Source organism: Kitasatospora indigofera (genome assembly GCF_014655955.1).
In the GTDB taxonomy this organism is placed as follows: domain Bacteria; phylum Actinomycetota; class Actinomycetes; order Streptomycetales; family Streptomycetaceae; genus Kitasatospora; species Kitasatospora indigofera.
Genome location: NZ_BNBO01000011.1, coordinates 128,504 through 150,602 on the forward strand (window position 1 = coordinate 128,504; position 22,099 = coordinate 150,602).

Sequence of the window (22,099 nt, forward strand, 5' to 3'; positions counted from 1 at the left end):
GCCGCCCGCTACTCCTCCGGGGCGGGTGGCTCGGTGCGGCCGAGCTCGGTGCGGTTGATCCAGGCCACGTCCCGGCGGTCGAGGAACCAGTCGGAGGAGGTCAGCGGGCGGGTCCGGTTGAGCGTCTCGGGCACCGGGTCGTGCCGGATCCGCTCCGGCTCGGCGCCGAGGCCCAGCAGCAGTTCGGTGATCTCGGGGGCCAGGCCGGGCGGGCCGCTGAGGTGGACGTCCCACCCCTCCCAGTCGCCGTGGGCCCGCAGGCCGTCGGTGAGGAGCCCGTTCGCCGAGGTGCGGTCCGCGCCGTCGGCGGGGGCGGCCAGCAGGACGTCCAGGCGGCTGTAGCGGTCGACCAGCTGCTCGACGGCGGCCAGGTCGTACTGGTCGGCGTCGCTCCGGGCGGCCAGGTAGACCATCACCCGGCGGGGGTCGGGGGCGGCCAGCAGGTCCTCCAGCAGGGCCTTGATCTGGCCCCAGCCGGTGCCGCCGGCCACCGCGAGCAGCGGCCGCCGGGAGCCGGGCACCAGGCAGGCGTCGCCGATGGCGGGGCCGAGCCGCAGCCGGTCGCCGGGCATCACGTCCTCGACCAGGGCGGTGCTCAGCAGCCCGCCGCGGACCCGGCGGACGTGGACGTCCAGGCTGCCGTCCGGGCGGGGGGCGTTGGCGATCGAGTACGGGCGCCAGACCCGGGGCACCCGCGGGCTGCACAGGCTGAGGTACTGGCCGGCGGTGAACGGGTACGGGCGGTCCGGCGCGAGGGTGAGCACCACGACGTCGGGGGCGCCCCGGCGGCGGTTGGTCACCTCGGCCTCCCACCAGGCGGGGGACTCGGGCTCGTCCTCCGCGGCGGCCTCGGTCATCACCTGGGCGATCACGGTGAACGCCTCGGTCCAGGCCTTCTCGATCTCCAGGGTCCAGCTGTGGCCGGAGAAGTGCCGCAGTGCGGCGATCAGGCTGGCCCCGACGGCCGGATAGTGCTCGGGCGCGGCCTGGAACTTGCGGTGGTCGCGCCCGAGCGCGCGCAGGTAGCCGGTGAGCTGTCCGGGGTTCTCCAGCCGCAGGACGAGCTGGGTGAGCGCGGCGAACAGCCGGTCGCGTTGCTCGGCCATCTGCTCGGGGAAGAAATCGCGGACGCCGGGGTGGTGCGCGAACAGGTGGGCGTAGAAGTACTTGGCCATGTGGTCGGCGCGGCGCTCGACGACGGCGAAGCTGGCGCGGATGACCGCGGGGTCGAAGGGCACCGCGGCGGCCTCAGGAGTGGGACTGCGCGGCGGTGAGTGCCTCGGTCATGGTGCCGGCGATCACGCCGTAGACGGCGGTCCAGGAGGCCTCCACCTCGGCCGTCCAGGCCTCCTCGCCCGCGAAGTGCCGCAGGGTGGCCAGCAGGCTGGCCCCGACGGCGGGGAAGTGCTCGGGCAGGGCCCCGTAGCGGGCGTGCCGGGCGCCCAGGTCACGCAGGATGCCGACCAGGGTCTCGGTGTCCTCCAGGTGCGTGACCAGTGCGCCCAGCGCGCCCCAGAGACGGTCCTGCTGGGCGTCGAGATGTTCGGCGAAGAGCGGGCGGACGCCGGGGTTGTGCTCGAACAGGTGCTGGTAGAAGTGCGCGGTGACGTCCGTGCCATGAGGTTCGACGACCGCGAAACTGCTCTTGATGAGAACGGGATTGATGGTCACGGGCGCCGACTCTACTGAGCCTTTCGGCAATTCGAACAGGGATGACCGATGAATGGTCAAATACTGGTCAGTAACGGTCGGTTGGAATGATCTGACGATCCCTCGGCGGCTGTCACACCGGGCGGCCCCCGGTGCCATCCGGGCGGTCGGCCGGGTGGGGGGCCGCCATTTGGGTACGACCTGGGCAATGTTGCCGGTGTCGGAGTATTACCGGCTCGTGATCGTGATTCCGTTTTGTCGGATCTTGTGCCCAGACCCCCTTCGGGTGGCCGACGCCGAAGGAGAGCCGGATGAGCCGACAGTATTCCCGCCCCGCCGCCGGTCCCACCTTCGGCGGGTGCCCGGACGAGCCGCGGAAAGCGCGCCGGCGGGTGTTCGGCGCGGCCACGGCCGCCCTGTTCGCCACCGGCCTGCTGCTTGGCTGGAATTCACCCCCCGTGCTGGCCCAGCAGTCCCCTGACGGTTGGTCGGGCCAGGGCCGCGCGACGCTTCCCTCCGGCCTCACCGTCCGCCTGGACTTCGCCGCCGCCCCGGGCGTCACCGTGACGGCGGAACCGGGCCGGCTGGCCGACCGCGCCGGCGGCCGGCCGGCCGGCTACGCGGACGGGCTCGCCGCCGGAGCCCCCGCCGAGGCCTTCGGCCTCGCCCCCGACCGCCTGCGGGCCGACGGTGCCTGGAGCACCCTCGGCACCCTCCAGATCTCCTTCTCGCGCGCCGTCCGCAACCCCCGGCTGCACGTCAGCGGCCTGGCCGCGCTCGCCACCGGCCGGGGCGGCAGCACCGCCACCGCCGCCCGGCTGACCGTCACCGGCGGCTCCCCCGCCGCCCCGGTGCTGACCGCGCGGAGCAGCTGGACCGGTTGGACGGTGGCCGGAAACGCCCTCGCCCCGGCCGGGCCGGACGGCGGCTCGGACGCCTCGCCGGAGGCCGTCGCCGAGGGCAGTCTCGAACTCGCGGGCACCTTCAGCACCGCCACCCTGCGGGTCGAGCAGCGCTCCACCGCGCGGGCCGGCAGCAGCACCGCCCCGGCCGCGCTGCGTCAGGCGTACACCGTCACCCTCGACGAGACGGTCGGCACCGCACCCGCCGGCTACACCAACGCCTCCCACCTCGCCACCGACCTGCTCCTCGGCTCCGCGGCCGGACTCGGCCCGGCCCGTACCGACCGGACGGCGGCCGCCGACGGCGCCGCCGAGGGCGGCGGGCCGCTGGTCGAACTCGACCACGGCGCCGCCCGGCGCAGCCCCTTCGCCGGGCTCACCCCGCCCGGGCCACAGCCAGGGCGCACCGACCGGCGGGGCACCGGCCCCGTCGTCAGCTACCCGGCCGAGGCCTCCATCGGGCACTACTACCGGCTGAGCGTGCCGGTCGCGGTGGGCGGCGCCCCGGCGACCCTGGCCGGCTGGATCGACTTCGACCGCAACGGCCGCTTCGACGCCGCCGAACGGGTGCAGGCCGAGGCCCCGGCCGGTGCCACCACGGCCGGGCTCGAATGGACCGTCCCGCCCGGCGCCTCGGCGGGGGAGACCTGGGCCCGGTTGCGCCTCGCCCGGGAGGCCTCCCAACTGGTCGCCCCCGGCGGGTTCGCCGACTCCGGCGGGGTCGAGGACCAGCGCGTCCGGCTCACCGTCGGCGCCGCCCGGCCCGAGATCGGCCGCCCGGTCGAGGGCGGCACGGTGGCCGACGCCCGCCCCGAGGTCCGGGGCGAGGGCGCGGTGGTGGGCGCGTCCGTCGAGATCCGGGAGGGCGGCTCCGTGCTCTGCCGGGCCAGGGTCGACCAGGGCGGCGGCTGGGCCTGCCGGCCCGACGCGGCGCTGGCGCAGGGGGCGCACGCCCTGACCCCGGTCGAGACCACCACCGGCGGGGTGGTGCTGACCGGCGACCCCGTCCGGTTCACCGTGAAGAGCGCGCCGCCGGCCGTGCCCGTGCTCGACCTGCCCGAGTTCACCAACGACCCCGGACTGCTGCTCACCGGCACCGGTGATCCCGGCAGCACCGTCTCGGTCGCCGACCAGGCCGGCGCCACGGCCACGGCCACGGTCACCGAGCTGTGCAGCACCCTGGTCGGACCGACGGGCGGCTGGTCCTGCCTGCCGGTCGAGAACCTCCCGGACGGGACGCACCGGCTCACCCCCTCCGCCGTCGACGCGGCCGGCAACCGGGCGACCGGCCGGGCCTCCGCCCTGGTCGTCGACACCGTCGCCCCGGCCGCCCCGGTCCTGACCACCCCGGCGGCCGGCGAGGTCCTCCGGACGGCCCGCCCCCGGTTCGCCGGCCGCGCGGAGGGCGGCAGCACCGTGATGGTGGGCACCCGGGCGGCCGCCCCGGCGGCGGAGCGCGTCCCGTCCTGCAGCGCGGTGGCCGCCGTGGACGGCGGCTGGAGCTGCACGGCGGCCCGGGACCTCGCGCCGGGCGAACACTCACTGGTCGTCAGCGCCACCGACCGGGCCGGCAACGGGACGACGGCGGACGCCGTGACGGTCCGGCTCGCGGCGCCCTCCGCCTCGGCCTCGGTGACGCCCTCCGCGACGCCTTCGGCGCCGGCCCCGGCGGGCGTACCCGCGGCCACGCCGTCGCCGTCGCGGCCGTCACCCTCGCCTTCGCCGCTGTCACCCTCGCCTTCGCCGGTGACGCCGGCCGCGTCCGCCTCCTCCCCCGCGCCGGGGAGGGCGTCCACGGCCGCGGCGGCTCCCTCGGGGCAGTTCCCGCCCTCGCCCTCGCCCCGGCCCTCCGCGTCCGCGTCCGCGTCCGCGTCCGCGTCCTCGCCCAGGCCCTCCTCGTCCGTCCCGCCGAGCCCTGTTGCCGCCGCGGCGGCGTCCTCGGCAGCCGCCGCCCCGGTGGTGAGTCCGGTCCCGTCGACGACGGAGGCCGGGACGGCCCAGTCGCCACCACCGGCACCGCCGGGCCTGCTGCCCATCCTCGTCCCGCCGGCCGGCGCTCCCGCCGCGCCGTCGGCCTCCGCTGCCCCCGCCGCCCTGCCCGCGGCCTCCTCGGCGCCGTCCGGACGGCCGTCCGCACCGTCCGCGGTGCCGTCGCCACTCACCCCGCCGCTCACCTCGTCGTCCCCGTCGCCCGTCCCGTCCGTCTCCGTCGCCGCCGTCTCCGCCGCCTCGTCCGCGGCGCGGGGCTCCGCCCGGCCGCTGCCGCCCGCCGGCCCGTCCGCCGTCCGGTTGCCGGGGCCGGGGGCTCAGGACGCTGCCGCAGGGGAGGGGCCGCCGGGGAAGCCGCCGAGCCGGCCGGGGCGCTGGCGGAGCCCGGCGGCGGCGGAGCGGTGGCCCGGCACCGGCCGGTGTCGACCGGATGGCGGGCCGCCCTCGCCGGAGCCCTGCTGCTGCTCGCCTCGGTGGGGCTGATCACCCGCCGGGTGTTCGGCCGGGGGGCCGGCCGGCGGCGGCGCTGAAGATGTTCGTCCCCACACCCAGCATGTGCCTGCGCGTCAGGTCGAACTCAGACGGTTCGTCAGTGAATGTCGACACGCTACGCGTTAAATGTCGCATTTGATGACATATGAACCTAGCCTGAGTCTGGCACTGCCCGTCAGATCCGGGCCGCCCGTTGCGCGACACACCGACCCCGAGGATCCGTGCATGGACGTCACCCGCGATTCTTCGCAGCGACCCGACAATCTGGCCAACGCCCTCATCCGGCCGTTGCCCGAGTCCCCGACGGCGGGGGCCACGCCGCTCACCAGGATGGCGAAGCTCCCGCTGGACCCGCCGGCCCGCCGGTCGGGGCCGCGGACCGTCCTCGACCCGCTGGACGGTCCGGCCGCCGGGCCCGTGACGGCGCAGCCGGCCCAGCCGGCCCACCAGATGCCGCCGGTGCAGGCCGTTCAGCCGGTTCAGCCGGTCCTGCCGCTGGGCGCGGCCCGGCCGGCCCGGCCGGAGGAGGAGACGGTGGTGCGCGCCACGACCACCCGGCGCCCTCCGCGCGCCGATCCCGCCCTGCGGGAGCACGGCGCGGTGGCCCTGCCCGGCTGGCTCGCGCTCTTCGCCCTGCTGGCCGGCTTCGCCGGTGTGGTCCTGCTGCTCGCCCGGACGGGGGTGATCCCGCACTGGCAGGTCCTCCCCGACGTCCGCGTCGGCGCCGCGCGGGCGGCCGGCCGGCCGGTGGTGGCCCTGCGGGACGTCGCCGCCGTCAGCGGGGCGGGCCTGCTGATCCTGTTCGTCCTGGCCGGACTGCTGGCCAACGCCGGCGGCGAGACCCGGGTGCTGACCCGCTGGGGCCGCTACCGCGGCACCGTCCGGCGGACCGGGCTGGTCTGGGTCAACCCGCTGCTCCGCCGGCGCCGGCTGGACGTCCGGCTGCGGCACTGGCGCAGCGAGCCGGTCAACGCCGTCGACCGGACGGGCACGCCCATCGTGGTCCGGCTGCTGATCGTCTGGCGGGTCAAGGACACGGCGCGCGCCCTGCTCTCGATCGCCGACCACGAGAACTACCTGCGCGAGCAGGTTCACGCGGTGCTGACCCGCACCGCCTCCACACTGCCGTGCGACAGCAACGCGGTGCCCGGGCCGGCCCTGCGGGACGGCCAGTGGTTCGCGGACGAGCTCACCCGGGCGCTGGCGGCCGAGGTCGCCCCGGCCGGGCTGGAGGTCTACTCCGTGCAGCCGATGGCGCTCGACTACGCCCCCGAGGTCGCCGAGTCGATGCGGCGCCGCCGTCTCGCCGACCTCGACGCGGGCCTGCGCACCGTGCTCGTCGACGACGCGGTGGAGGCGGCGGCCCTGGCGGTCCGCCGTCTGGAGCGGGCGACCGCCCACGAATTGGACGAGGCCGCGCGCAGTGCCCTGATGGAGCACCTGCTCGTCGCGTTCGTCGCTCCGTCCGGAGTGGCCGCCTCGGTGCCATCCCCCAGTGTCCGCGCCGGCGGACCGTCGCCGGCCGTGCGGGCCGGGCGTAAGGAAGGACGATCCCGATGAAGATAGCCACCGCACCCGCCGTCGCCGATCCGGCGCTGGCGGGGTTCGTGGAGAGCCGCGGCAGCATCCCCGCGTTGGCGGGCTGCGGCTGCCTCAGCTGCGCCGCCCGGGTGCGTACGCCCGCCCGGGCCGCGCGGCCGGGGGACAGCCGAATACTCCGCACGGTTCGCGGCACCTGCCTGGCGACCACGGTGGTGGCCGGCGCCGGAGTGGTCGGGCTGACCGCCGGCACCGGATCGGCGCACGCGGCGCCCGCGCCGGTGAAGCAGGGCTGGGACGGTTCGAAGTACTGGTTCAAGGGCGTGGGCGGCGAGTGGCGGTGGACCGGCCACTACGACGTCTACCTGGACCGGACGGGCGGTACGTCGGCCGGCCGGCCCGCCGCGTCCTCGGCCGGCCAGGCCCAGGGCACCGCGCCGAAGGGCACCGCCTCGAAGGCCACCGCGCCCAAGGCCACCGCGCCCAAGGCCACCGCGCCGAATGGCACCGCGCCGAAGACCGCCGGCGGTGCGAGCGGCAGCGGTCCCCAGCAGGGCTGGGACGGTTCGAAGTACTGGTTCCGCAGCGTCAGCGGCGAGTGGCGGTGGACCAGCCACTACGACGTCTACCTCAGCCGGACCGGCCAGGGCGCCGCGTCCGGCCAGGCGGCCGGCCCGGACTCCGACGGGCCGGACACGGCCGGGGAGACCGACCGGGGCAGCACCGAGACGGCGGTCGCCTACGCACTGGCGCAGGTGGGCAAGCCGTACGTCTGGGGCGGCGACGGCCCGGGCGGCTTCGACTGCTCGGGGCTGGTCCAGCAGGCCTACCGCAGGGCCGGCGTCAGCCTCCCTCGGGTCGCCAACGACCAGTACGCGGCGACCACCCCGATCGACGCCGGCGACCTGCGCCGGGGTGACCTGCTCTTCTGGTCGGACAGCGGCCGGGCGTCCGCCATCCACCACGTCGGGATCTACCTGGGCGGCGGCAAGTTCGTCGAGGCCCCGCGGCCCGGCAAGAACGTCCGGGTCTCCACCCTCAGCAGCGGTTTCCATCCGACCCACTTCGGGCGGCCGTAGCGTCCCGGGAGCCGCGGGCGGCCCTCGTCGCCGGAGACCCCGCCCGGGCGTCCGCAAGCACCGTGCCCGGTCCGCTTGTCCACAGGCCTGTGGACAAGCGGACCGGGCACGAGTCCGTCCACAGCCTGTGGACACGGCGCCGGGCGGATCAGGCCGAGGCCTCGTCCAGCAGGGCCAGCTCCTCCGGGGCGAGCCGCAGGGTGGCGGCGGCCAGCAGCGGCGGCAACTGCTCGACCGTCCGGGCGCTGGCGATCGGCGCGGCCACGGTCGGGCGGGACGCCAGCCAGGCCAGCGCGACGGTCGCCGGCTCGGTGCCGTGGGCGGCCGCGACCGCGTCGAGGGCGGTGAGCACCTTCGGTCCGCGCGGGTCGTCCAGGTAGCGGGCGGCGCCCTGGGCCCGGGCGCTGTCCACGTCGGCGCCGCCGGGCCGGTACTTGCCGGTCAGGAACCCGGAGGCCAGCGCGAAGTAGGGCACCGAGGAGAGCCCGTGGGCGGCGACGACCTCGGCGAGCGGCCCCTCGTAGGTGTTGCGGGAGACCAGGTTGTAGTGCGGCTGGACGGCCACGTACCGGGCCAGGCCCTCCCGGGCGGAGAAGTCCAGGGCCTCGGTGAGCCGCTCGGCGCTGATGTTGGAGGCGGCTATCTCCCGGACCTTGCCCTCCTTGACCAGCTCGTCCAGGGCGGCGATGAACTCCTCCACCGGAGTGTCGGTGTCGTCCCGGTGGGTGTAGAGCAGGTCGATCCGCTCCACGCCGAGGCGGCGCAGCGACTCCTCGGTGGCGGACTTGACGGTGTGTGCCTTCAGGCCGGTCGACTCGGGGTGCGCGCCGACCTTGGTGGCCACCACGACGTCGTCCCGGTTGCCCCGGCTGCGCAGCCAGTTGCCGATGATGGTCTCCGACTCGCCGCCCGTGTTGCCCGGCACCCAGGCCGAGTAGACGTCCGCGGTGTCGATGAAGTTGCCGCCGCCGGCGGCGAAGGCGTCCAGCACCGCGAAGGACTGCGCCTCGTCCGCCGTCCAGCCGAAGACGTTGCCGCCGAGCGACAGCGGGAACACCGTGAGGTCGGAGGTGCCGAGCGTCACACCGGGGCGGGAGTCACTGTGGTTTTCGGTCATGCCCGAAGTCAACCTGATCGCGGGAGCGGCCATTCCGGGACCGCCAGGACTTCACGATGTTGTCGTGCGGCCGTTGCAGACGGGCCGCCGGCACCCCCGCGGTGCCGCCCGGCCGGGCGGCCCGCCGGTCGGCGGGGGATCCGGGGTGTCGGTAGGGCGGGCGGATTCGTTAGAGTCCCTGCCATGGCTGACAACGACTACGACCCCGCCGGCAGCACCCAGATGTTCCGGGCGTTCGTCGACGAGACCCCGGCCCCCCAGGCGCCCGGCTCCGTCTCCACCTATGGCAGCAGCCGCGGCAACAGCCGCACCGGCGTGATCGCCGGCGTGGCCGTCGTGGTGGTGGCCGTGCTGGCCGTCGTCATCTGGCTCGCGGTCAAGTAAGAACGTCCTTACCGGGCCGGGCAGTTCGCAACTGCCCGGCGGCTCCCGCCCGACCTCGTCCGATCCCGCCCGGCCTGACCCTGCCCGGCCAGGGCCGCCCGCCGCGCGGGCCGGCCCCGGCCCGCCGGCCGGACCGACGCGTCGGCCGGGCCTGCTGGGCAGGCCCGGCCGCTCGTCGTGGTGAGCCGGTCAGCAGGGCTGGCGCCAGGCGTCCAGCTCCAGGTGCTTCTCCATCGAGCTGAGGCCCAGGGCCTTTGCCTGCCCGCAGAACTTGCTCGTCGGCACCTTGTACTCGACGTGCAGCACGGCCTTGCCCGCCTTGATGAACGGGCTGAGCTTGTCGCACTCGCTGAACTCCGCGCACTGCTCGTTCACCGCGAAGTCGAAGTCGCCGACCAGGGCGGGGATCTGGTCGAGGTCGTTCTTGAGGGCCACCGCCATGCCGCGCTCGTGCGCCAGGCCGGCGATCATGCGGTTGTACTTCAGCTGGTCGTCCGCGGTCAGCGGGAAACCGGTCTTGTTGATGTAGGCGTCGAGCAGGTCGGGCTCGACGGCGTCGAAGCCCTTCGCCTTGCACATGTCGAAGCGGGTCGCCATCAGCGGCTTCAGCTTGTCGATCTGCCGGATGTCGAACCACTTCTCGCCCTGCCAGCCGTTCCCCGAGCCCTGCATGCTCTTGGAGAAGGCGGCGGCGTCCGGGCGGAAGTCCTCCCAGGAGCCGGCGTTGATGTAGCAGATCACCTTGCGGCCCTTGGCGTGCAGCGAGGCGACCACCGAGGCGTCGTGCTCGAAGCCGTCGATGTCGTACACCGGTACGTCCACCGACTGGTCGAGGGTGCCGCCGAGCTGCCACTGCCAGGTGACGCCGGGCTTGGGCTGCCACACCGCTCCGGCCGGTCCCGGGGCGGGCGGCTGGCCGGTGGGCCGGGGGGTGCCGGGGGCCGGGGGCGTCCCGGGGGCCGGGGTGGCCGGCGCGGACGGGGTCGCGCCCGGGGTGGCGGAGCCGGTGTCGGTCGGGGTGTCCGAAGGGGTGGCCGGCTGGGGGACCGCCGGGGCGGTGGCCACCGGCGATCCGGAGCCCGTCGCGTCGGCGGAGGTGTCGTCGTCGCCGTCGTCCGAGCTGCTGCAGGAGCTGGCCAGCAGGGCGGTGGTCAGGGCGATGGCGGCCAGCAGGGGCCGGGAACGGCGGGTCACAGTACTCGAACTCCGGATCGGATCGGGTCGGTCTGGTCTGTTGCTCGGATCTCTGTCTGGTCGGGCTCCGAGCCGGGCCGGCTCGGTGTCGTGAGGTGTCGTGCGGCGCGGGGCCGTGGCCGGTCGGTGGTGCGGCCGGTCAGCCCTGGGTCTGGAGCGCCGACAGCTCGAACGGCAGGGTCGACCACGGATTGTCCCCGCTGCCGGGGACCGCGCAGCCGACGCCGGCTCTTCGTGCGGTGATCAGCGCCGCGGCCTCGGCGGCCGCCTCGGCCGGCACGTCGTACACCAGGTGGCAGAAGTGGGCGGCGGCGTGACGGCCCGTCCACAGCGGCAGGGTCATCTCGCGGTACGCCTCCCAGTCGCCCTCGAAGGTGACCAGCAGATCGGCCAGCCCGATCTCGGCGTAGCCGGGTTCGGGGTGGTCGCCGTGGCCGAAGACGACCGTGCCGCAGCCGGCCGCGCGGGCGGCGGTGGCCAGCCGGCGGTAGTGCGGCAGGGCGCCGGCGTGGCCGGCGACCTGGTCGAAGTAGACACCGTCGGGCGCATACCACTGACGGTAGGTCAGCAGGTCCCCGACCACGTCCGCGTGGGGCCGGCGGCCGTAGTCGGTGTCCGAGTAGGCGAGCAGCGGTATGCCGGCCGCGCGCACCTCCTCGGCGCCGGCCGCGAAGACGTTGTCGAAGGCGTCCCCGGGGCCGTCGGCGATGTTGATCACGACGCCGGCGACCCGGGCGGGGCCGGCGGCGGCGACCGCCCGCCAGGCCGCCGGGTCCACCGCGGGGTGGACGTACAGCGGCACCAGCAGGCGGCCGTCGTGGGAGGAGCCGGCGGTCATGCGGCGACCGGGTCCGGGCCGGTGCTCAGCCACAGGTCGCGCAGGGTGTCACCGAGGTCGGTCTCCGGCTTCCACCCCAGCTCCCGGGCGGCGAGCGAGATGTCGGCCTGCTGCCAGGAGACGGCGGCGGACCGCTCCGAGCCGGCGCCGCTCTCGTCGATCCGGCCGGCGAAGGCGGCCGCGGCCACCAGGCCGTCCGCGATCGCCCGCACCGGGCGGGCCACGCCGCCGGCCAGGTTGATCACCCGGGGCAGCGGGCCGTCCGCCGAGACGGCCAGCGCGACCGCCCGGGCGATGTCCCGGGCGTCCACGAAGTCCCGGTACGCGGAGAGGTCGCCGACCTCCACCACGCCGTCCGGGCCGGCCCGGCGCAGCTCGGCGGCGAGCCGTCCGGGCAGCGAACCGGCCGGCGCGCCGGGCCCGACCGGGTTGAAGACCCGCAGGACCACCGCGTCCAGCGCGGAGCCGGCCACCGCCAGGCTGCCGGCCAGCTTGGTGGCGCCGTACACCCCGACCGGGCGGGGCTGCGCGGACTCGCCCAGCGAGGTGCCGTTCTCGCAGGCGCCGTACTCGCCGGCCGAGCCGATGTGCACCAGCCGGGCCTGCGGGGCGCCCTCCCGGAGCGCCTCGCAGAGCACGGCCGGGCCACGGGCGTTGACCTCGGCGAGCTTGACGGCACTGCCGGCCACCGCACCGGCGAAGTTCACCACCGCGTCGACCGCGAGCTGCCGGAGCTGCTCGGCCAGCACGTCGGCCTGCGCCGTCGCGAGGTCGACCGGCAGGTCGTGGGCGGCCCGCCGGCCGCCGGTGAGCACCGTGGCGCCGGGCAGCGCGCGCAGGGCGTCGGCGGCGTGCCGGCCGAGGAAGCCGTCGGCGCCGAGCAGCAGGATCCTCACGCGGCCCGCCCGTCGGCGCCGGTGGGCTCCACCGGCTCGGAGGGGGCGTCCGCGGCGGTCCGGGCGGCGGGCACCGGCGCGGCCGGGGCGTCGGCGGACGGCACCGAGCGCAGGCCCTCGGGGGCCTCGTCGCGCAGCAGCAGCGAACGGTGCGTCGCGAACTCGGCGTTGGCGCGGTCGTAGTCGTCGGGCCGGCCGATGTCGAGCCAGTAGCCGCTGAACTCGTAGGCGGAGGGCGGGGTCTCGGCGGCGAGCAGGTCCAGGACGAGCTCGTCGAAGCCGAGCGGCAGGCCCGGGGTGTACTTGGCGAGGGTGGAGCGCGAGACGCCGTAGACGCCCATCGAGACGCGGTAGTCGATGCTGGGCTTCTCCTGGAAGCCGGTGATGCTGCTGCCCTCGGTGGTCAGCACGCCGAAGTCGATCTTGACCTGGCGGGCGTAGGTGGCGATGGTCAGCGGCGCCTTGGACTCCTCGTGGTGCTTGAGCACCCCGGCGAAGTCCAGGTCGGTGAGGATGTCACCGTTCATCACCAGGAAGTTCTCCGGCAGCCGGTCCTGCATGGTGAGCAGCGGGCCCATGGTGCCGAGCGGGCTGTCCTCGACGGCGTACCCGACCCGCAGCCCCCACTGCGAACCGTTGCCGACGTAGGCGCGGATGATGTGGCCGAGGTGGCCGATCGCCAGCGTCACGGTCTTGAAGCCCGCCGAGGCGAGCTGGCGCATCACGATCTCCAGGATCGCGTGCTGGTCGCCGATCGGGACGAGCGGCTTGGGAAGGGCGGTGGTGTAGGGACGAAGGCGTACGCCCTTGCCGCCGGCCAGGATCACTGCGTGCATGGTGGTTCCCCCACGGAAGACGATGTCTGCATGTGCTGGACGGATCAGACGTTGTACAGGTCGGTCTTGTAACGGGACAGGTTGGCCGGGTCCCGGAAGAACTCGATGGTCTGCTCCAGGCCCTCCTCCAGGGAGTGGCCCGGGGCCCAGCCGGTGGCGGTGCGCAGCCGGGTGGCGTCCGCGACCAGGCGCATGACCTCGGAGTTGGCCGGGCGGATGCGCTGCTCGTCCTCCTTGACGGTGACGTCGACGCCCATCAGCTTGCCGACCAGGGTGACCAGGTCGCCGACCGAGATCTCGCCGCCGGTGCCGGCGTTGAAGGTCTTGCCGACCACGGTCTCGGCGGGCGCGGTGCCGACGGTGCGGAAGGCCGCCGCGGTGTCCTTGACGAAGGTGAAGTCACGGGTCGGGCGCAGGTCGCCGAGGGTGATCACGGTCTCGCCGGCGGCGAGCTGGGCGATCACGGTCGGGATGACCGCGCGCATCGACTGGCGCGGGCCGAAGGTGTTGAACGGGCGCAGCGTGACGACCGGGGTCTCGAAGCTCGCGTGGTAGCTGTCCGCGAGGCGGTCCCCGCCGGCCTTGGAGGCCGCGTAGGGGGACTGCGTGTTGATCGGGTGGTCCTCGGTGATCGGCACGGTCTGCGCGGTGCCGTAGGTCTCGCTGGTCGAGGTGTGCACCAGGCGCGGGATCTCCAGGTGGCGCACGGCCTCCAGGACGTTGAGGGTGCCGGTGACGTTGGTCTCGATGTACGAGTGCGGTGCCCGGTAGGAGTACGGGATCGCGATCAGGGCGGCCAGGTGGTAGACCGCCTCGGTGCCCTTGACCAGGCCGTTGACCGAGCCCGGGTCGCGGACGTCGCCGAGGACGATCTCGACCGAGTCGAGCACCTCGCGGTCGAGGGTCTCCAGCCAGCCGAAGGAGGAGAAGGAGTTGTACTGGACCATCGCGCGGACCTGGTGGCCGTCGGCGACCAGGGTCTCGACGAGGTGGGAGCCGATGAAGCCCTCGGCTCCGGTGACGGCGACGGTGCTCATACGCGTTCTCTTTCTGGTGGGTGATCAGCTGAGGTGGGTGGCGTGCCCGGCCCCGCGGCCGGAGCTGTTCAGCGGTGCTTGGTGGTTCTGCCGAGCGCGGGCCCGGCGATGGAGGTGAGGACCAGGGCGGCCGCCCCGCAGCCGATCAGCTGCAGGAGGGTCGGGTCCGCACCGGCCAGCAGCCCGGCGCACTCCGCGATCGCGGCGGCCAGGCAGATCAGGGCGGTGCTCCAGCTGTGGCCGAAGGCGTTCAGCAGCAGGGCCAGCCAGAGCGCGCCGCCGAGGACCAGCAGGGCGCCCAGCTGGACGGTCCCGAGGTTCGGCGCGCCCGGCCAGAGCACGGTGGCGGCCGCGTCCAGCGCGGCCACCGTGGTGAGGTAGGTGAGCAGGCAGCCGAGCAGCACGCCGCCGGTCCGGCGGACGAACTGGCCGGGGGTGTGGCTGGTGCGCAGCGCGGCCACGGCCATCGCCCGGTAGCGGAAGAGCAGCCACTCGGCGAGGCCCAGGCTGAGGGTCAGCGCGACCATCGCCGGCCCGGTCGGGGCGGCGGCGTCGGTGGCCCGGACGCCCCCGTCGACGGCCTGGTGGATGGTGGTGCCGAGGCCGGCGATCAGGGTCAGGGTGCCGACCGCGAGGCCGAACAGGCCCTGCGGGATCTCCTTGCTGAGCGGCAGCCGCAGCACGGTGGCGTCCTGCTCGGAGCGCAGGCAGCGGACCACCTCGCGGACGGCCAGCGCCAGGGCGAGCGCGAGGGTGGCGAGCAGGACGCAGGTCCGGACCACCTGCGGCACGTCCACCGCGAGGACCACGCCCGCGCCGAGGGCCGACGGTGCCAGGGCGACCAGCAGGGACTTCTCCCGGCCGAGCACCAGCAGCACGGTGGCGGCCGCCAGGTACCCGGACTGCCCGGCCGCGAACAGCAGGGAGCTGAGCGGCCCGCCGACCACGTAGGCGCTGACGGCCGCGACCAGCGCGCCCGCGGGTGCGCCGATCGCCAGGCAGCGTCCGGCGGCCCGGCGCCGGCCGCGCCCGAGCCAGGCGTAGGAGCGGTGGGCGAGCGCCTGGTTCCAGCACCAGCTGGCCAGGGTGGCGACGGAGAGCGCGACCATGCCCGAGGGCAGGCCGAAGCGCATCCGGTCGACCGCGAAGAGGTTGGCGCCGAGCAGGTAGCCGAGGCCGGGCAGGGCGAACACCAGGCCGCGCACCACGCAGCGCCAGGGGTCGGCCCGCCAGGGGTTGGCGAACTCGGCGCTCGGGCCGGGGTAGCGCCGGGCGACCTTGGTGAACAGCTCCTCGGCGAGGGTGAAGGAGTCGGGCCGGCCGTAGTTCAGCGCGGCCTGCTCGTCCGTCAGCCCGTCCGACTCCAGGAACGCCGCGATCTCGTACGGGTGCACGGCGTCGGCGCAGACGTCGGCGAGCCGCTCGGCCAGCGCGTCGATCGGGTCGGCGGAGAGGTCGAGGCCGTCGTCGGCCGGCTCCGGCGGGGCCGGCCGGCGGCGCTGGCGCGGGAGGGTGCGCAGCTGCATGGTCTGCTCGGCCCACTCGGGGCCGGCCTCGTCGGGGACGAGCCGCAGCGGGCCGCTCATCGGGCCTCCTGCAGCTTCTCGGCGCGCCGGCCCCAGCTGGTGACGGGGCGCCCTTCGGCGGTGCCGGGGCGCTCCTGCGGGAGGTCCGGGCCGTCGGCGCCGACGGCGACGACGCCCTCGGGCAGCCAGCGGGCGGTGCCGAGCAGCTCGGTGTAGATGTTCCGGAAGCCGTCGATGTTCTGCCGCAGGGTGAACTGCTCGATCACCCGCAGCCGGGCCTGCTCGCCGAGCCGGGCCCGCCGCTCCGGGTCGCGGAGCAGCTCCAGGGCGGCGGCGGCCATCGGCTCGGGCTCCCGGGGCGGGACGACCAGGCCGGTGTCGCCGACGGCCTCGCGGACGCCGCCCACGTCGGTGGAGACGGTCGAGCGGCCGCAGGACATCGCCTCGATCAGGGTGAACGGGAAGCCCTCGCTGATGCTGGAGAGCATCACCACGTTCCCGGCCGCGTAGGCGTCGGTGATGTCGGCGACGCGGCCCTCGAAGACCACCGAGTCGGCGATGCCGAGCTCGGCGGCCAGCGCCACGCAGCCGTCGCGGTAGCCCTCGCCGCCCTTGGGGGTGCCGCCGAACAGCCGCAGCTTGGCTTCCGGCAGCTCCTTGAGGACGATCGCGAAGGCCCGGATCAGCGTCTCCAGGTCCTTGATCGGGTCGACCCGGCCGGCCCAGCTGAGGGTGGGGGTCTCCGGCTCGGGCCCGGCGGGCGGGAAGGCCGCCGGGTCGACGCCGTTGTACACGGTGCGGATGTGCGCGGACGGCGTGCCGCCGCGCTCCTCCCAGCGCCGGTTGTACCGGTTGCCGGGGGTGACCAGCGCGGCCCGCCGGTAGCTCTCCTCGGCGAGCATCCGGTAGAAGCCCAGCAGCAGCGCCTTGACCGGCCAGCGGTACGGGCCGGTGCGGTAGCCGAGGTAGCGCTCGCGCAGGTAGATGCCGTGCTCGGTGAGCAGGAACGGTACGCCGAACTGCTGCGAGGCGATCAGGCCGGGCAGGGTCGCCAGGCCGCCGCTGGCCGCGTGCGCGACGCCGTCCTGCGGCGGCTCGACCGAGAGCGGCCGCAGGGCGTGCTCCAGCAGGTCGGTCGCGTTGAGCGCGTCGTGGAGGGTGGGCCGGGAGACGGCGGTCGGCAGGTAGTCACGGGTCCAGACGCGCTGGAGGGTGCGCAGGGCGGGTTCGCTGCGCAGCGCCGGGCTGAGCAGGCCGCGCCTGGCGAGGTCGGCGAAGCCGTACAGCTCCGTGCCGAAGTGGGTGGTGTAGACCGGGTCGAGGATGGAGTGCAGGAAGCGCTCGTACGCGTCGAGGAATCTCCGCAGCTCCTTGCGGCGCGGAGGCTTGGCACCCGAGGCCGGGCCCCAGAGCGGTGCGGTGGTCACCGACCGCACGTTGGCGGGCAGTTCCCAGGCGAGCGGCTCGTGGCCGGTGCCGGTCACCGCGACGATGTCGAAATCGACGTCCGGCATGCCCTGGACGAGCTGGTCGCACCAGACACTCACGCCCCCGTGCTGGTGCGGATACGTCCCCTCGGTGAGCAGGGTGACGCGCATCCCCGATCCCCCTCCTTCTCCCGTCGACGTCCGATGTGGTGGCGGACGTACAGCCGGTGGTGGGGCGGGATCGCCCGCCCCACCACCGGTCCTGCGTCTTACTGCTTGCCGGTCTTGCCGGCGGGCTTCGTCGCCGTGCTCTTGCCCGCGGCGGGCTTGCCCGCGGTGTTGTTCCCGGCCTTGCCCAGGAGGGCCTTGCCGAGGACGGGCTTGCCACTGCCGGGCACCAGCGTCGCCGCGTCGGTCCGGTCGGTGTCGGTCGGGCCGACCGGGACCGCGGTGGCGGCGCCGCTCGGCACGACCGTCTTGGCCGCCGGAGCGGTGACGGGCGCCGTCTTGGCGGCGGCGGCAGCGGCGGCGGCCGGGGCCGCCGGGGTCTGCGCGGCCGTCAGCTTCAGCGTGACGGTGCTCTGCAGCGAACCGGCCTTGACCCAGCCGGACAGCGTACCGGCGTAGGCGGTGCCGAACGCGGTGCTGCCGAAGGTGAGCTTCTGGACGGTGCCGGTCGGCATGGTGGCCTCGGTCGCGAGCCCGGCGGGCGCGTTGACCGTGACGGTGTCACCGATCCGGTACGCCGTGACCTGGCCGGCGGCCAGGGCGGTGTTCCAGGCCGCGCGGCGCTGGAACTCGGCGCCGATCTCGCGCTGCGGGAGGTTCACGATCGGGGCGTTGTCCGCGTGCAGGTTGCGGTACGTGGAGAGCACCGTGTCCAGGACGGGGTAGACGATCCGGCCCTCGGCCAGGTTCGACTGGTGGATGAAGTGCGGCCGCGGGTCGTTGCTGAGCACGTGGCCCAGGTCGATCCGCGCCTCCAGCGGCACGATGTACGAGGTGTAGCCGGTGGAGGTGTTCAGCGGGGTGGTGAGGCAGGTGGAGTTCGCGTTGTTCTCGCAGACCCCGCTGCCGCCGTTGGCGACGCTGGTGTAGATCCAGTTGTACTCGTCGGTCTCCTCCACCGCCGTGCCGGCGTTGTAGAAGACGTTCATCGGGTACCGCGGGACGGTCAGCGTGGAGCTGCCGACGGCGCGCTGGCCGGCCTCGCGGGAGGCGTCGCTCGCCGTCCACTTGACACCGTTGGTGACCAGGGAGGGCGCCAGGTACGGGTTGTCGCTGGTCTCCTGGGGAGCGGTCAGCAGACCGGAGTGCTCACCGGTGACGAGCTCGCTCTTGTCGAGCGTGATGTGGTGCGCGGCCGCCCAGTCCAGGTTGTTCTTGATCTGGCCGGTGATGGTCGCCTGGTCCACCCAGACGGTGTTGCCGCCCGCGTCCTTGGTGCACTTCCACGGCACCACCGAGACGTCCTGCAGGCAGCCCAGGTACGGGTGCGTGTAGGTGTGGTTGATCCAGCGGTAGCTGGCCTGGTCGGCCACCATCTGGTCGACGACCGGGTCGGCGGTGACCTCGTGGTCCGCCTTCCAGTCCTCGCTGCCGCCACCGTTGAACACCATGTCCATGGTGAAGTTGTGGTCGATCTGCCACTGCTTCGCGTACTGCGCGTCGGCCGGCGTCATCCGGATCGGGTTGCTCGACTCGGGCGTGCCGGGCGGGCAGGTGACGTCACCGGGGGTGCACTTGAGGCTGGTGTCCCAACGGTCGTCCGCGAGGAAGACGTCGTCGACGTGGGCCGCGAAGTAGTTGCGGTCGTAGCCGAGGTGGATGCCCTGGGTCACCCAGTCGACTATGCCGCGGGCCAGCAGCCGGTACTGCTGCTGGTACTGGTTGTAGACGAAGGTGACGACCAGCTCCTTGCGGCCGTCGTGGGTGTACTCGCCGACCAGCGAGCCCTTCTCGGTGGTGTCCGGGATCGGGGCCTCGACGAGCGGCTTGAAGTCGGCCCCGGCGAGCGGGGTGGCGAGGTAGCCGTAGCTCTCGCCGATGTTCGGGTCGTTGTCCTCGAACGGGACGCTGCCCTTGAGGTAGCTGAACGGGCCGGCCAGGCCGGTCGTGGTGACCTGGCCCTGGGCGCCGTCGAGGCTGCCGATGTAACCGGGGTTCTGCGCCCAGTTAAGACCGACGTCCGGGCGGGCATAGGTGTAGGCGTCGACCTGTCGGATGCCGAAGGCGGCCTCGAAGGCGGCAAGGGCCGTCATCTCGGCGGACCCGGCGGCGAAGGGGTTGTCGTTGGGCAGGACGACACCCTGGAACTTCGCGCGGGGCTGCCCGTTCACGGTGTCGCTCAGGAAGGCGGCATCGATCACGGGCCGGTTGGCGTCGTTCAGATTGACGATCTTGTAGGGGGTGCCCTGGCTCGCCAGTTCGGCGGCGATGGCGGCGGTGGCGGGGCCACCGTCGCTGATCACGAGCACGGTGAGGTCGATCCGGGTCGTCGTCGCGGCGTTGGCGAAGGACGACTGGAGACCGCCGGCCAGCAGGACTGCCACCGCGCAAGCGGCAGCTCTTCGGGTCGCTCGACCCATGTGGTTCCTCCCCATTGGGCAGGGGCGGTCCGCTGCTCGGCGCGCCTGCCCTGACTCTGTTCGAAGGCAGCAGGCTGCCTGGTGTCATCTTGGTGGAGGTTCAGGGGTGCTAGGGACCAAATGGGTGAGAGTGCAGCGAATCTGTTACCAACGTTCATGGCGATGCCATAAAGGGTTTGAACGTGGTCAGAAAGCCACAATCTACGCAAATAATTAAATGAGAACAACAATCCGTCAGCAGCTGACAGCAATCTGTTGACCAATGCGGCCGTCGGCCGGATACCTGCTGGTCACCGACTACTCCCGGGTAGGCCCCACCGGGCTGCCTAGACTGATCAAGCACCACCACTCTCGCACATCTGTGCCCCCCGTCGGGCAGGTTCATGCAACATCGTGCGAGGTTCTGCGCTGCGGCGTTCCGAATATTCGATGGAGGCCCGACCCGTGACAGATCAGCAGACCGAGACCGCAGCCCCCGGCGCCACCGGCCGGGCCGCCGACGTCCTGGCCGGCGGGCCGCTCGCCGGCCTCGCGGCCGCCCGCAGTCTCGGCCTGCGCGGGGCCGTCAACGCCCGCGACCTCGGCGGGTACCGGACGGCCGACGGCCGGGTGCTGCGGCACGGCGTCGCGCTGCGCAGCGACGGCCTCAACCGGCTCACCGACGAGGACCTCGACGTGCTCACCGGGTACGGCCTGCGCCAGGTCGTCGACCTGCGCAGCCTGGACGAGGTCCGCGAGGCGGGCCCGGACCGGGTCCCCGGCCTGCCGGTCGCCGAGATCGCCGCCGCCGAGCTCTCCGCCACCCCGATCACCGTCGGGCGCACCACCCCCGACGGCGTCACCCTGCACCACCTGCCGGTCTTCGCCGCCGACTTCGACATCTACGTCGCCCTGCGCGACGCGCTGGCCGACCGCAGCCCCGAGAAGCAGCGCGCGCTGCTCGGCGACGGGCGGGCCGCCGCGATGATGGTCGGCCTCTACCGCTGGTTCGTCACCGACCCGGTCGCCCGGGAGCGGTTCGCCACCGTGCTGCGACTGCTGGCCGCGCCGGACGGCGCACCGCTGCTCTTCCACTGCTCGGCCGGCAAGGACCGGACCGGCTGGACGGCCGCGATCCTGCTCACCGCCCTCGGGGTGGACCGCGACACCGTCTTCACGGACTACCTGCTGACCAATGAGCGGTCCGCCGCGATCGTCGAGCACATCGTCGACAGTTTCGGCACCCGGGGACTGATGGAGGAGCCGGAGCTGTTGCTGCCGGTCTTCCGCGCCGACCGCGCCTACCTGGACGCCGCCTTCGAGGAGGTCGCGGCCGGCTGGGCGTCGTTCGAGAAGTTCTGGCAGGACGGCCTGGGCCTGGACGACGAGGTGCTGGCGGGCCTGCGTGCCAACCTGCTGGCCGGCTGACGCCCCGGAGGGCGCCCGGCGGGCCCTGGGCCCGCCCTGGGCGGGCGCCGCGCGAGGGCCGGGGCCCGGAGGCGGCCCGGTGGGTCTCCTGAGGCTCTGAGGGGCCCGTGGGGCGCCTGTGACAGGTGTGGCCGGGAGCCACGGGCTCCCGGCCACACCTCCGGGGCCTCTCAGGCCTCGCTGATCAGGCCCTCGCGCAGCTGGGTGAGGGTCTTGGTGAGCAGCCGGGAGACGTGCATCTGCGAGATGCCGATCTCCTCGCCGATCTGCGACTGGGTCAGGTTCCCGAAGAACCGGAGCATGATGATCCGGCGCTCCCGCGGCGGCAGCTTCGCCAGCAGCGGCTTGAGCGACTCGCGGTACTCCACGCCCTCCAGGGCGAGGTCCTCGTACCCGAGGCGCTCGGCCAGCGGGCCGTCGCCGTCCTCCTCGCCGGGGCTGGAGTCGAGCGAGCTCGCGGTGTACGCGTTGCCCACCGCCAGGCCCTCGACCACGTCCTCCTCGCTGACGCCCAGGCAGACGGCCAGCTCGGCGACGGTGGGGGAGCGGTCGAGCTTCTGCGCCAGCTCGTCACCGGCCTTGGTGAGCGCCAGCCGCAGCTCCTGGAGGCGCCGCGGCACCCGGACCGACCAGCTGGTGTCACGGAAGAAGCGCTTGATCTCGCCGACCACGGTGGGCATCGCGAAGGTCGGGAACTCGACGCCGCGCTCCGGGTCGAACCGGTCGATCGCCTTGATCAGCCCGATGGTGCCGACCTGGACGATGTCCTCCATCGGCTCGTTGCGGCTGCGGAAGCGCGCGGAGGCGTACCGGACCAGCGGCAGGTTGAGCTCGATCAGGGTGTCCCGGACGTAGGTGTGCTCCGCGCTGCCCGCCTCCAGGGTGGCCAGCCGCAGGAACAGCGCCCGCGAGAGCGTGCGGGTGTCCAGGGCCGGCGCCGCCGGTGCGGCGGGGGCCGCGGCCGCGACGGGTGCGGCCGGCGTGCCGGGCGTGTCGACAGTGTCCGGCGTGGGCGGCGGCCCGGCCTGCCGCCGGGCCCCCTGGACAGGGATCTGGTCGACGACCGTGATGGCGCCGTGGATCTCAGCAGTGCCCAGCTCTGCGGACATGCACCCACCCCCTTGTGACTGACTGTTGAACGCTCGTCACCGCCCGGTGGTTCCCGCGCGGCGCCCTCCCCCTCCATACCGGTCCCCGG

General features: G+C 74.2%; 16 protein-coding genes and 1 pseudogene. 5 read left to right on the forward strand and 12 right to left on the reverse strand.

The features are described 5' to 3' along the window. Positions 1 to 8 precede the first annotated feature (8 nt). Complete coding sequence (locus IE329_RS13105) at positions 9 to 1,238, reverse strand: globin domain-containing protein (protein ID WP_229927396.1); 1,230 nt, start codon at positions 1,236 to 1,238, stop codon at positions 9 to 11. A 10-nt stretch (positions 1,239 to 1,248) separates the two neighbouring features. After that, positions 1,249 to 1,671, reverse strand: a complete 423-nt coding sequence (locus IE329_RS13110) for a globin family protein (RefSeq protein ID WP_190211008.1) — start codon at positions 1,669 to 1,671, stop codon at positions 1,249 to 1,251. Between the two features lie 290 nt (positions 1,672 to 1,961). Here IE329_RS13110 and IE329_RS13115 point away from each other — a divergent pair, with 290 nt between their 5' ends. From IE329_RS13115 to IE329_RS13125, 3 genes are all read left to right on the forward strand, one after another. Further along, entirely contained in the window at positions 1,962 to 5,024 is a 3,063-nt protein-coding gene (locus IE329_RS13115; protein ID WP_190211009.1) for an Ig-like domain-containing protein, read from the forward strand. Positions 5,025 to 5,258: 234 nt separating this feature from the next. Further along, on the forward strand, positions 5,259 to 6,593 hold the full coding sequence (locus IE329_RS13120; RefSeq protein WP_229927397.1) for an SPFH domain-containing protein: 1,335 nt from the start codon (positions 5,259 to 5,261) through the stop codon (positions 6,591 to 6,593). Continuing rightward, on the forward strand, positions 6,590 to 7,651 hold the full coding sequence (locus tag IE329_RS13125) for a C40 family peptidase (protein WP_190211010.1): 1,062 nt from the start codon (positions 6,590 to 6,592) through the stop codon (positions 7,649 to 7,651). Before IE329_RS13120 ends, IE329_RS13125 begins: the two co-directional genes overlap by 4 nt. A 148-nt stretch (positions 7,652 to 7,799) precedes the next feature. Here the strand turns inward: IE329_RS13125 and IE329_RS13130 are convergent, their stop codons facing one another. Next, positions 7,800 to 8,768, reverse strand: a complete 969-nt coding sequence (locus tag IE329_RS13130; RefSeq protein WP_190211011.1) for an aldo/keto reductase — start codon at positions 8,766 to 8,768, stop codon at positions 7,800 to 7,802. Between the two features lie 183 nt (positions 8,769 to 8,951). Between IE329_RS13130 and IE329_RS13135 the strand changes: the two genes are divergently transcribed. Beyond that, positions 8,952 to 9,152, forward strand: a complete 201-nt coding sequence (locus tag IE329_RS13135; protein ID WP_073929080.1) for a hypothetical protein — start codon at positions 8,952 to 8,954, stop codon at positions 9,150 to 9,152. Between the two features lie 189 nt (positions 9,153 to 9,341). Here IE329_RS13135 and IE329_RS13140 read toward each other — a convergent pair whose 3' ends face one another. From IE329_RS13140 to IE329_RS13175, 8 genes and pseudogenes are all read right to left on the reverse strand, one after another. After that, positions 9,342 to 10,346: an endo alpha-1,4 polygalactosaminidase gene (locus IE329_RS13140; RefSeq protein WP_229927398.1), complete on the reverse strand. Its 1,005-nt coding sequence runs from the start codon at positions 10,344 to 10,346 to the stop codon at positions 9,342 to 9,344. A gap of 139 nt (positions 10,347 to 10,485) precedes the next feature. Next, a complete protein-coding gene (locus IE329_RS13145; protein WP_073929078.1) occupies positions 10,486 to 11,184 on the reverse strand; it encodes a spherulation-specific family 4 protein in 699 nt (232 codons plus the stop codon). Next, positions 11,181 to 12,080 carry an NAD-dependent epimerase/dehydratase family protein gene (locus IE329_RS13150; protein WP_190211012.1) on the reverse strand — a complete coding sequence of 300 codons (900 nt, stop codon included), beginning with the start codon at positions 12,078 to 12,080 and terminating at the stop codon, positions 11,181 to 11,183. Before IE329_RS13150 ends, IE329_RS13145 begins: the two co-directional genes overlap by 4 nt. A 131-nt stretch (positions 12,081 to 12,211) precedes the next feature. Beyond that, positions 12,212 to 12,916 (reverse strand): annotated as a pseudogene (locus IE329_RS13155) (nucleotidyltransferase family protein); the annotation flags it as partial. Between the two features lie 44 nt (positions 12,917 to 12,960). Continuing rightward, on the reverse strand, positions 12,961 to 13,953 hold the full coding sequence (locus tag IE329_RS13160) for an SDR family NAD(P)-dependent oxidoreductase (RefSeq protein ID WP_190211014.1): 993 nt from the start codon (positions 13,951 to 13,953) through the stop codon (positions 12,961 to 12,963). A gap of 68 nt (positions 13,954 to 14,021) precedes the next feature. Continuing rightward, positions 14,022 to 15,539 carry a hypothetical protein gene (locus IE329_RS13165; protein ID WP_190211015.1) on the reverse strand — a complete coding sequence of 506 codons (1,518 nt, stop codon included), beginning with the start codon at positions 15,537 to 15,539 and terminating at the stop codon, positions 14,022 to 14,024. Beyond that, a complete protein-coding gene (gene pelF / locus IE329_RS13170) occupies positions 15,536 to 17,077 on the reverse strand; it encodes a GT4 family glycosyltransferase PelF (RefSeq protein WP_190211016.1) in 1,542 nt (513 codons plus the stop codon). The genes IE329_RS13165 and pelF overlap by 4 nt, the downstream gene beginning before the upstream one ends. Before the next feature lie 98 nt (positions 17,078 to 17,175). After that, positions 17,176 to 19,494, reverse strand: coding sequence for a hypothetical protein (locus tag IE329_RS13175; protein ID WP_229927399.1), 2,319 nt, complete (start codon positions 19,492 to 19,494; stop codon positions 17,176 to 17,178). A 444-nt stretch (positions 19,495 to 19,938) separates the two neighbouring features. Here IE329_RS13175 and IE329_RS13180 point away from each other — a divergent pair, with 444 nt between their 5' ends. Then, on the forward strand, positions 19,939 to 20,901 hold the full coding sequence (locus tag IE329_RS13180) for a tyrosine-protein phosphatase (protein ID WP_190211017.1): 963 nt from the start codon (positions 19,939 to 19,941) through the stop codon (positions 20,899 to 20,901). A gap of 170 nt (positions 20,902 to 21,071) precedes the next feature. On the opposite strand, the gene IE329_RS13185 is transcribed toward IE329_RS13180, so the two are convergent. After that, positions 21,072 to 22,010, reverse strand: coding sequence for an RNA polymerase sigma factor SigF (locus tag IE329_RS13185; RefSeq protein ID WP_190211018.1), 939 nt, complete (start codon positions 22,008 to 22,010; stop codon positions 21,072 to 21,074). Positions 22,011 to 22,099: the final 89 nt, after the last annotated feature.

Coding starts and splice junctions, on each gene's coding strand:
- IE329_RS13115 (WP_190211009.1), top strand. CDS start 1,962: ATGAGCCGACAGTATTCCCGCCCCGCCGCCGGTCCCACCTTCGGCGGG.
- IE329_RS13120 (WP_229927397.1), top strand. CDS start 5,259: ATGGACGTCACCCGCGATTCTTCGCAGCGACCCGACAATCTGGCCAAC.
- IE329_RS13125 (WP_190211010.1), top strand. CDS start 6,590: ATGAAGATAGCCACCGCACCCGCCGTCGCCGATCCGGCGCTGGCGGGG.
- IE329_RS13130 (WP_190211011.1), bottom strand. CDS start 8,768: ATGACCGAAAACCACAGTGACTCCCGCCCCGGTGTGACGCTCGGCACC.
- IE329_RS13135 (WP_073929080.1), top strand. CDS start 8,952: ATGGCTGACAACGACTACGACCCCGCCGGCAGCACCCAGATGTTCCGG.
- IE329_RS13145 (WP_073929078.1), bottom strand. CDS start 11,184: ATGACCGCCGGCTCCTCCCACGACGGCCGCCTGCTGGTGCCGCTGTAC.
- IE329_RS13160 (WP_190211014.1), bottom strand. CDS start 13,953: ATGAGCACCGTCGCCGTCACCGGAGCCGAGGGCTTCATCGGCTCCCAC.
- IE329_RS13165 (WP_190211015.1), bottom strand. CDS start 15,539: ATGAGCGGCCCGCTGCGGCTCGTCCCCGACGAGGCCGGCCCCGAGTGG.
- pelF (WP_190211016.1), bottom strand. CDS start 17,077: ATGCGCGTCACCCTGCTCACCGAGGGGACGTATCCGCACCAGCACGGG.
- IE329_RS13175 (WP_229927399.1), bottom strand. CDS start 19,494: ATGGGTCGAGCGACCCGAAGAGCTGCCGCTTGCGCGGTGGCAGTCCTG.
- IE329_RS13185 (WP_190211018.1), bottom strand. CDS start 22,010: ATGTCCGCAGAGCTGGGCACTGCTGAGATCCACGGCGCCATCACGGTC.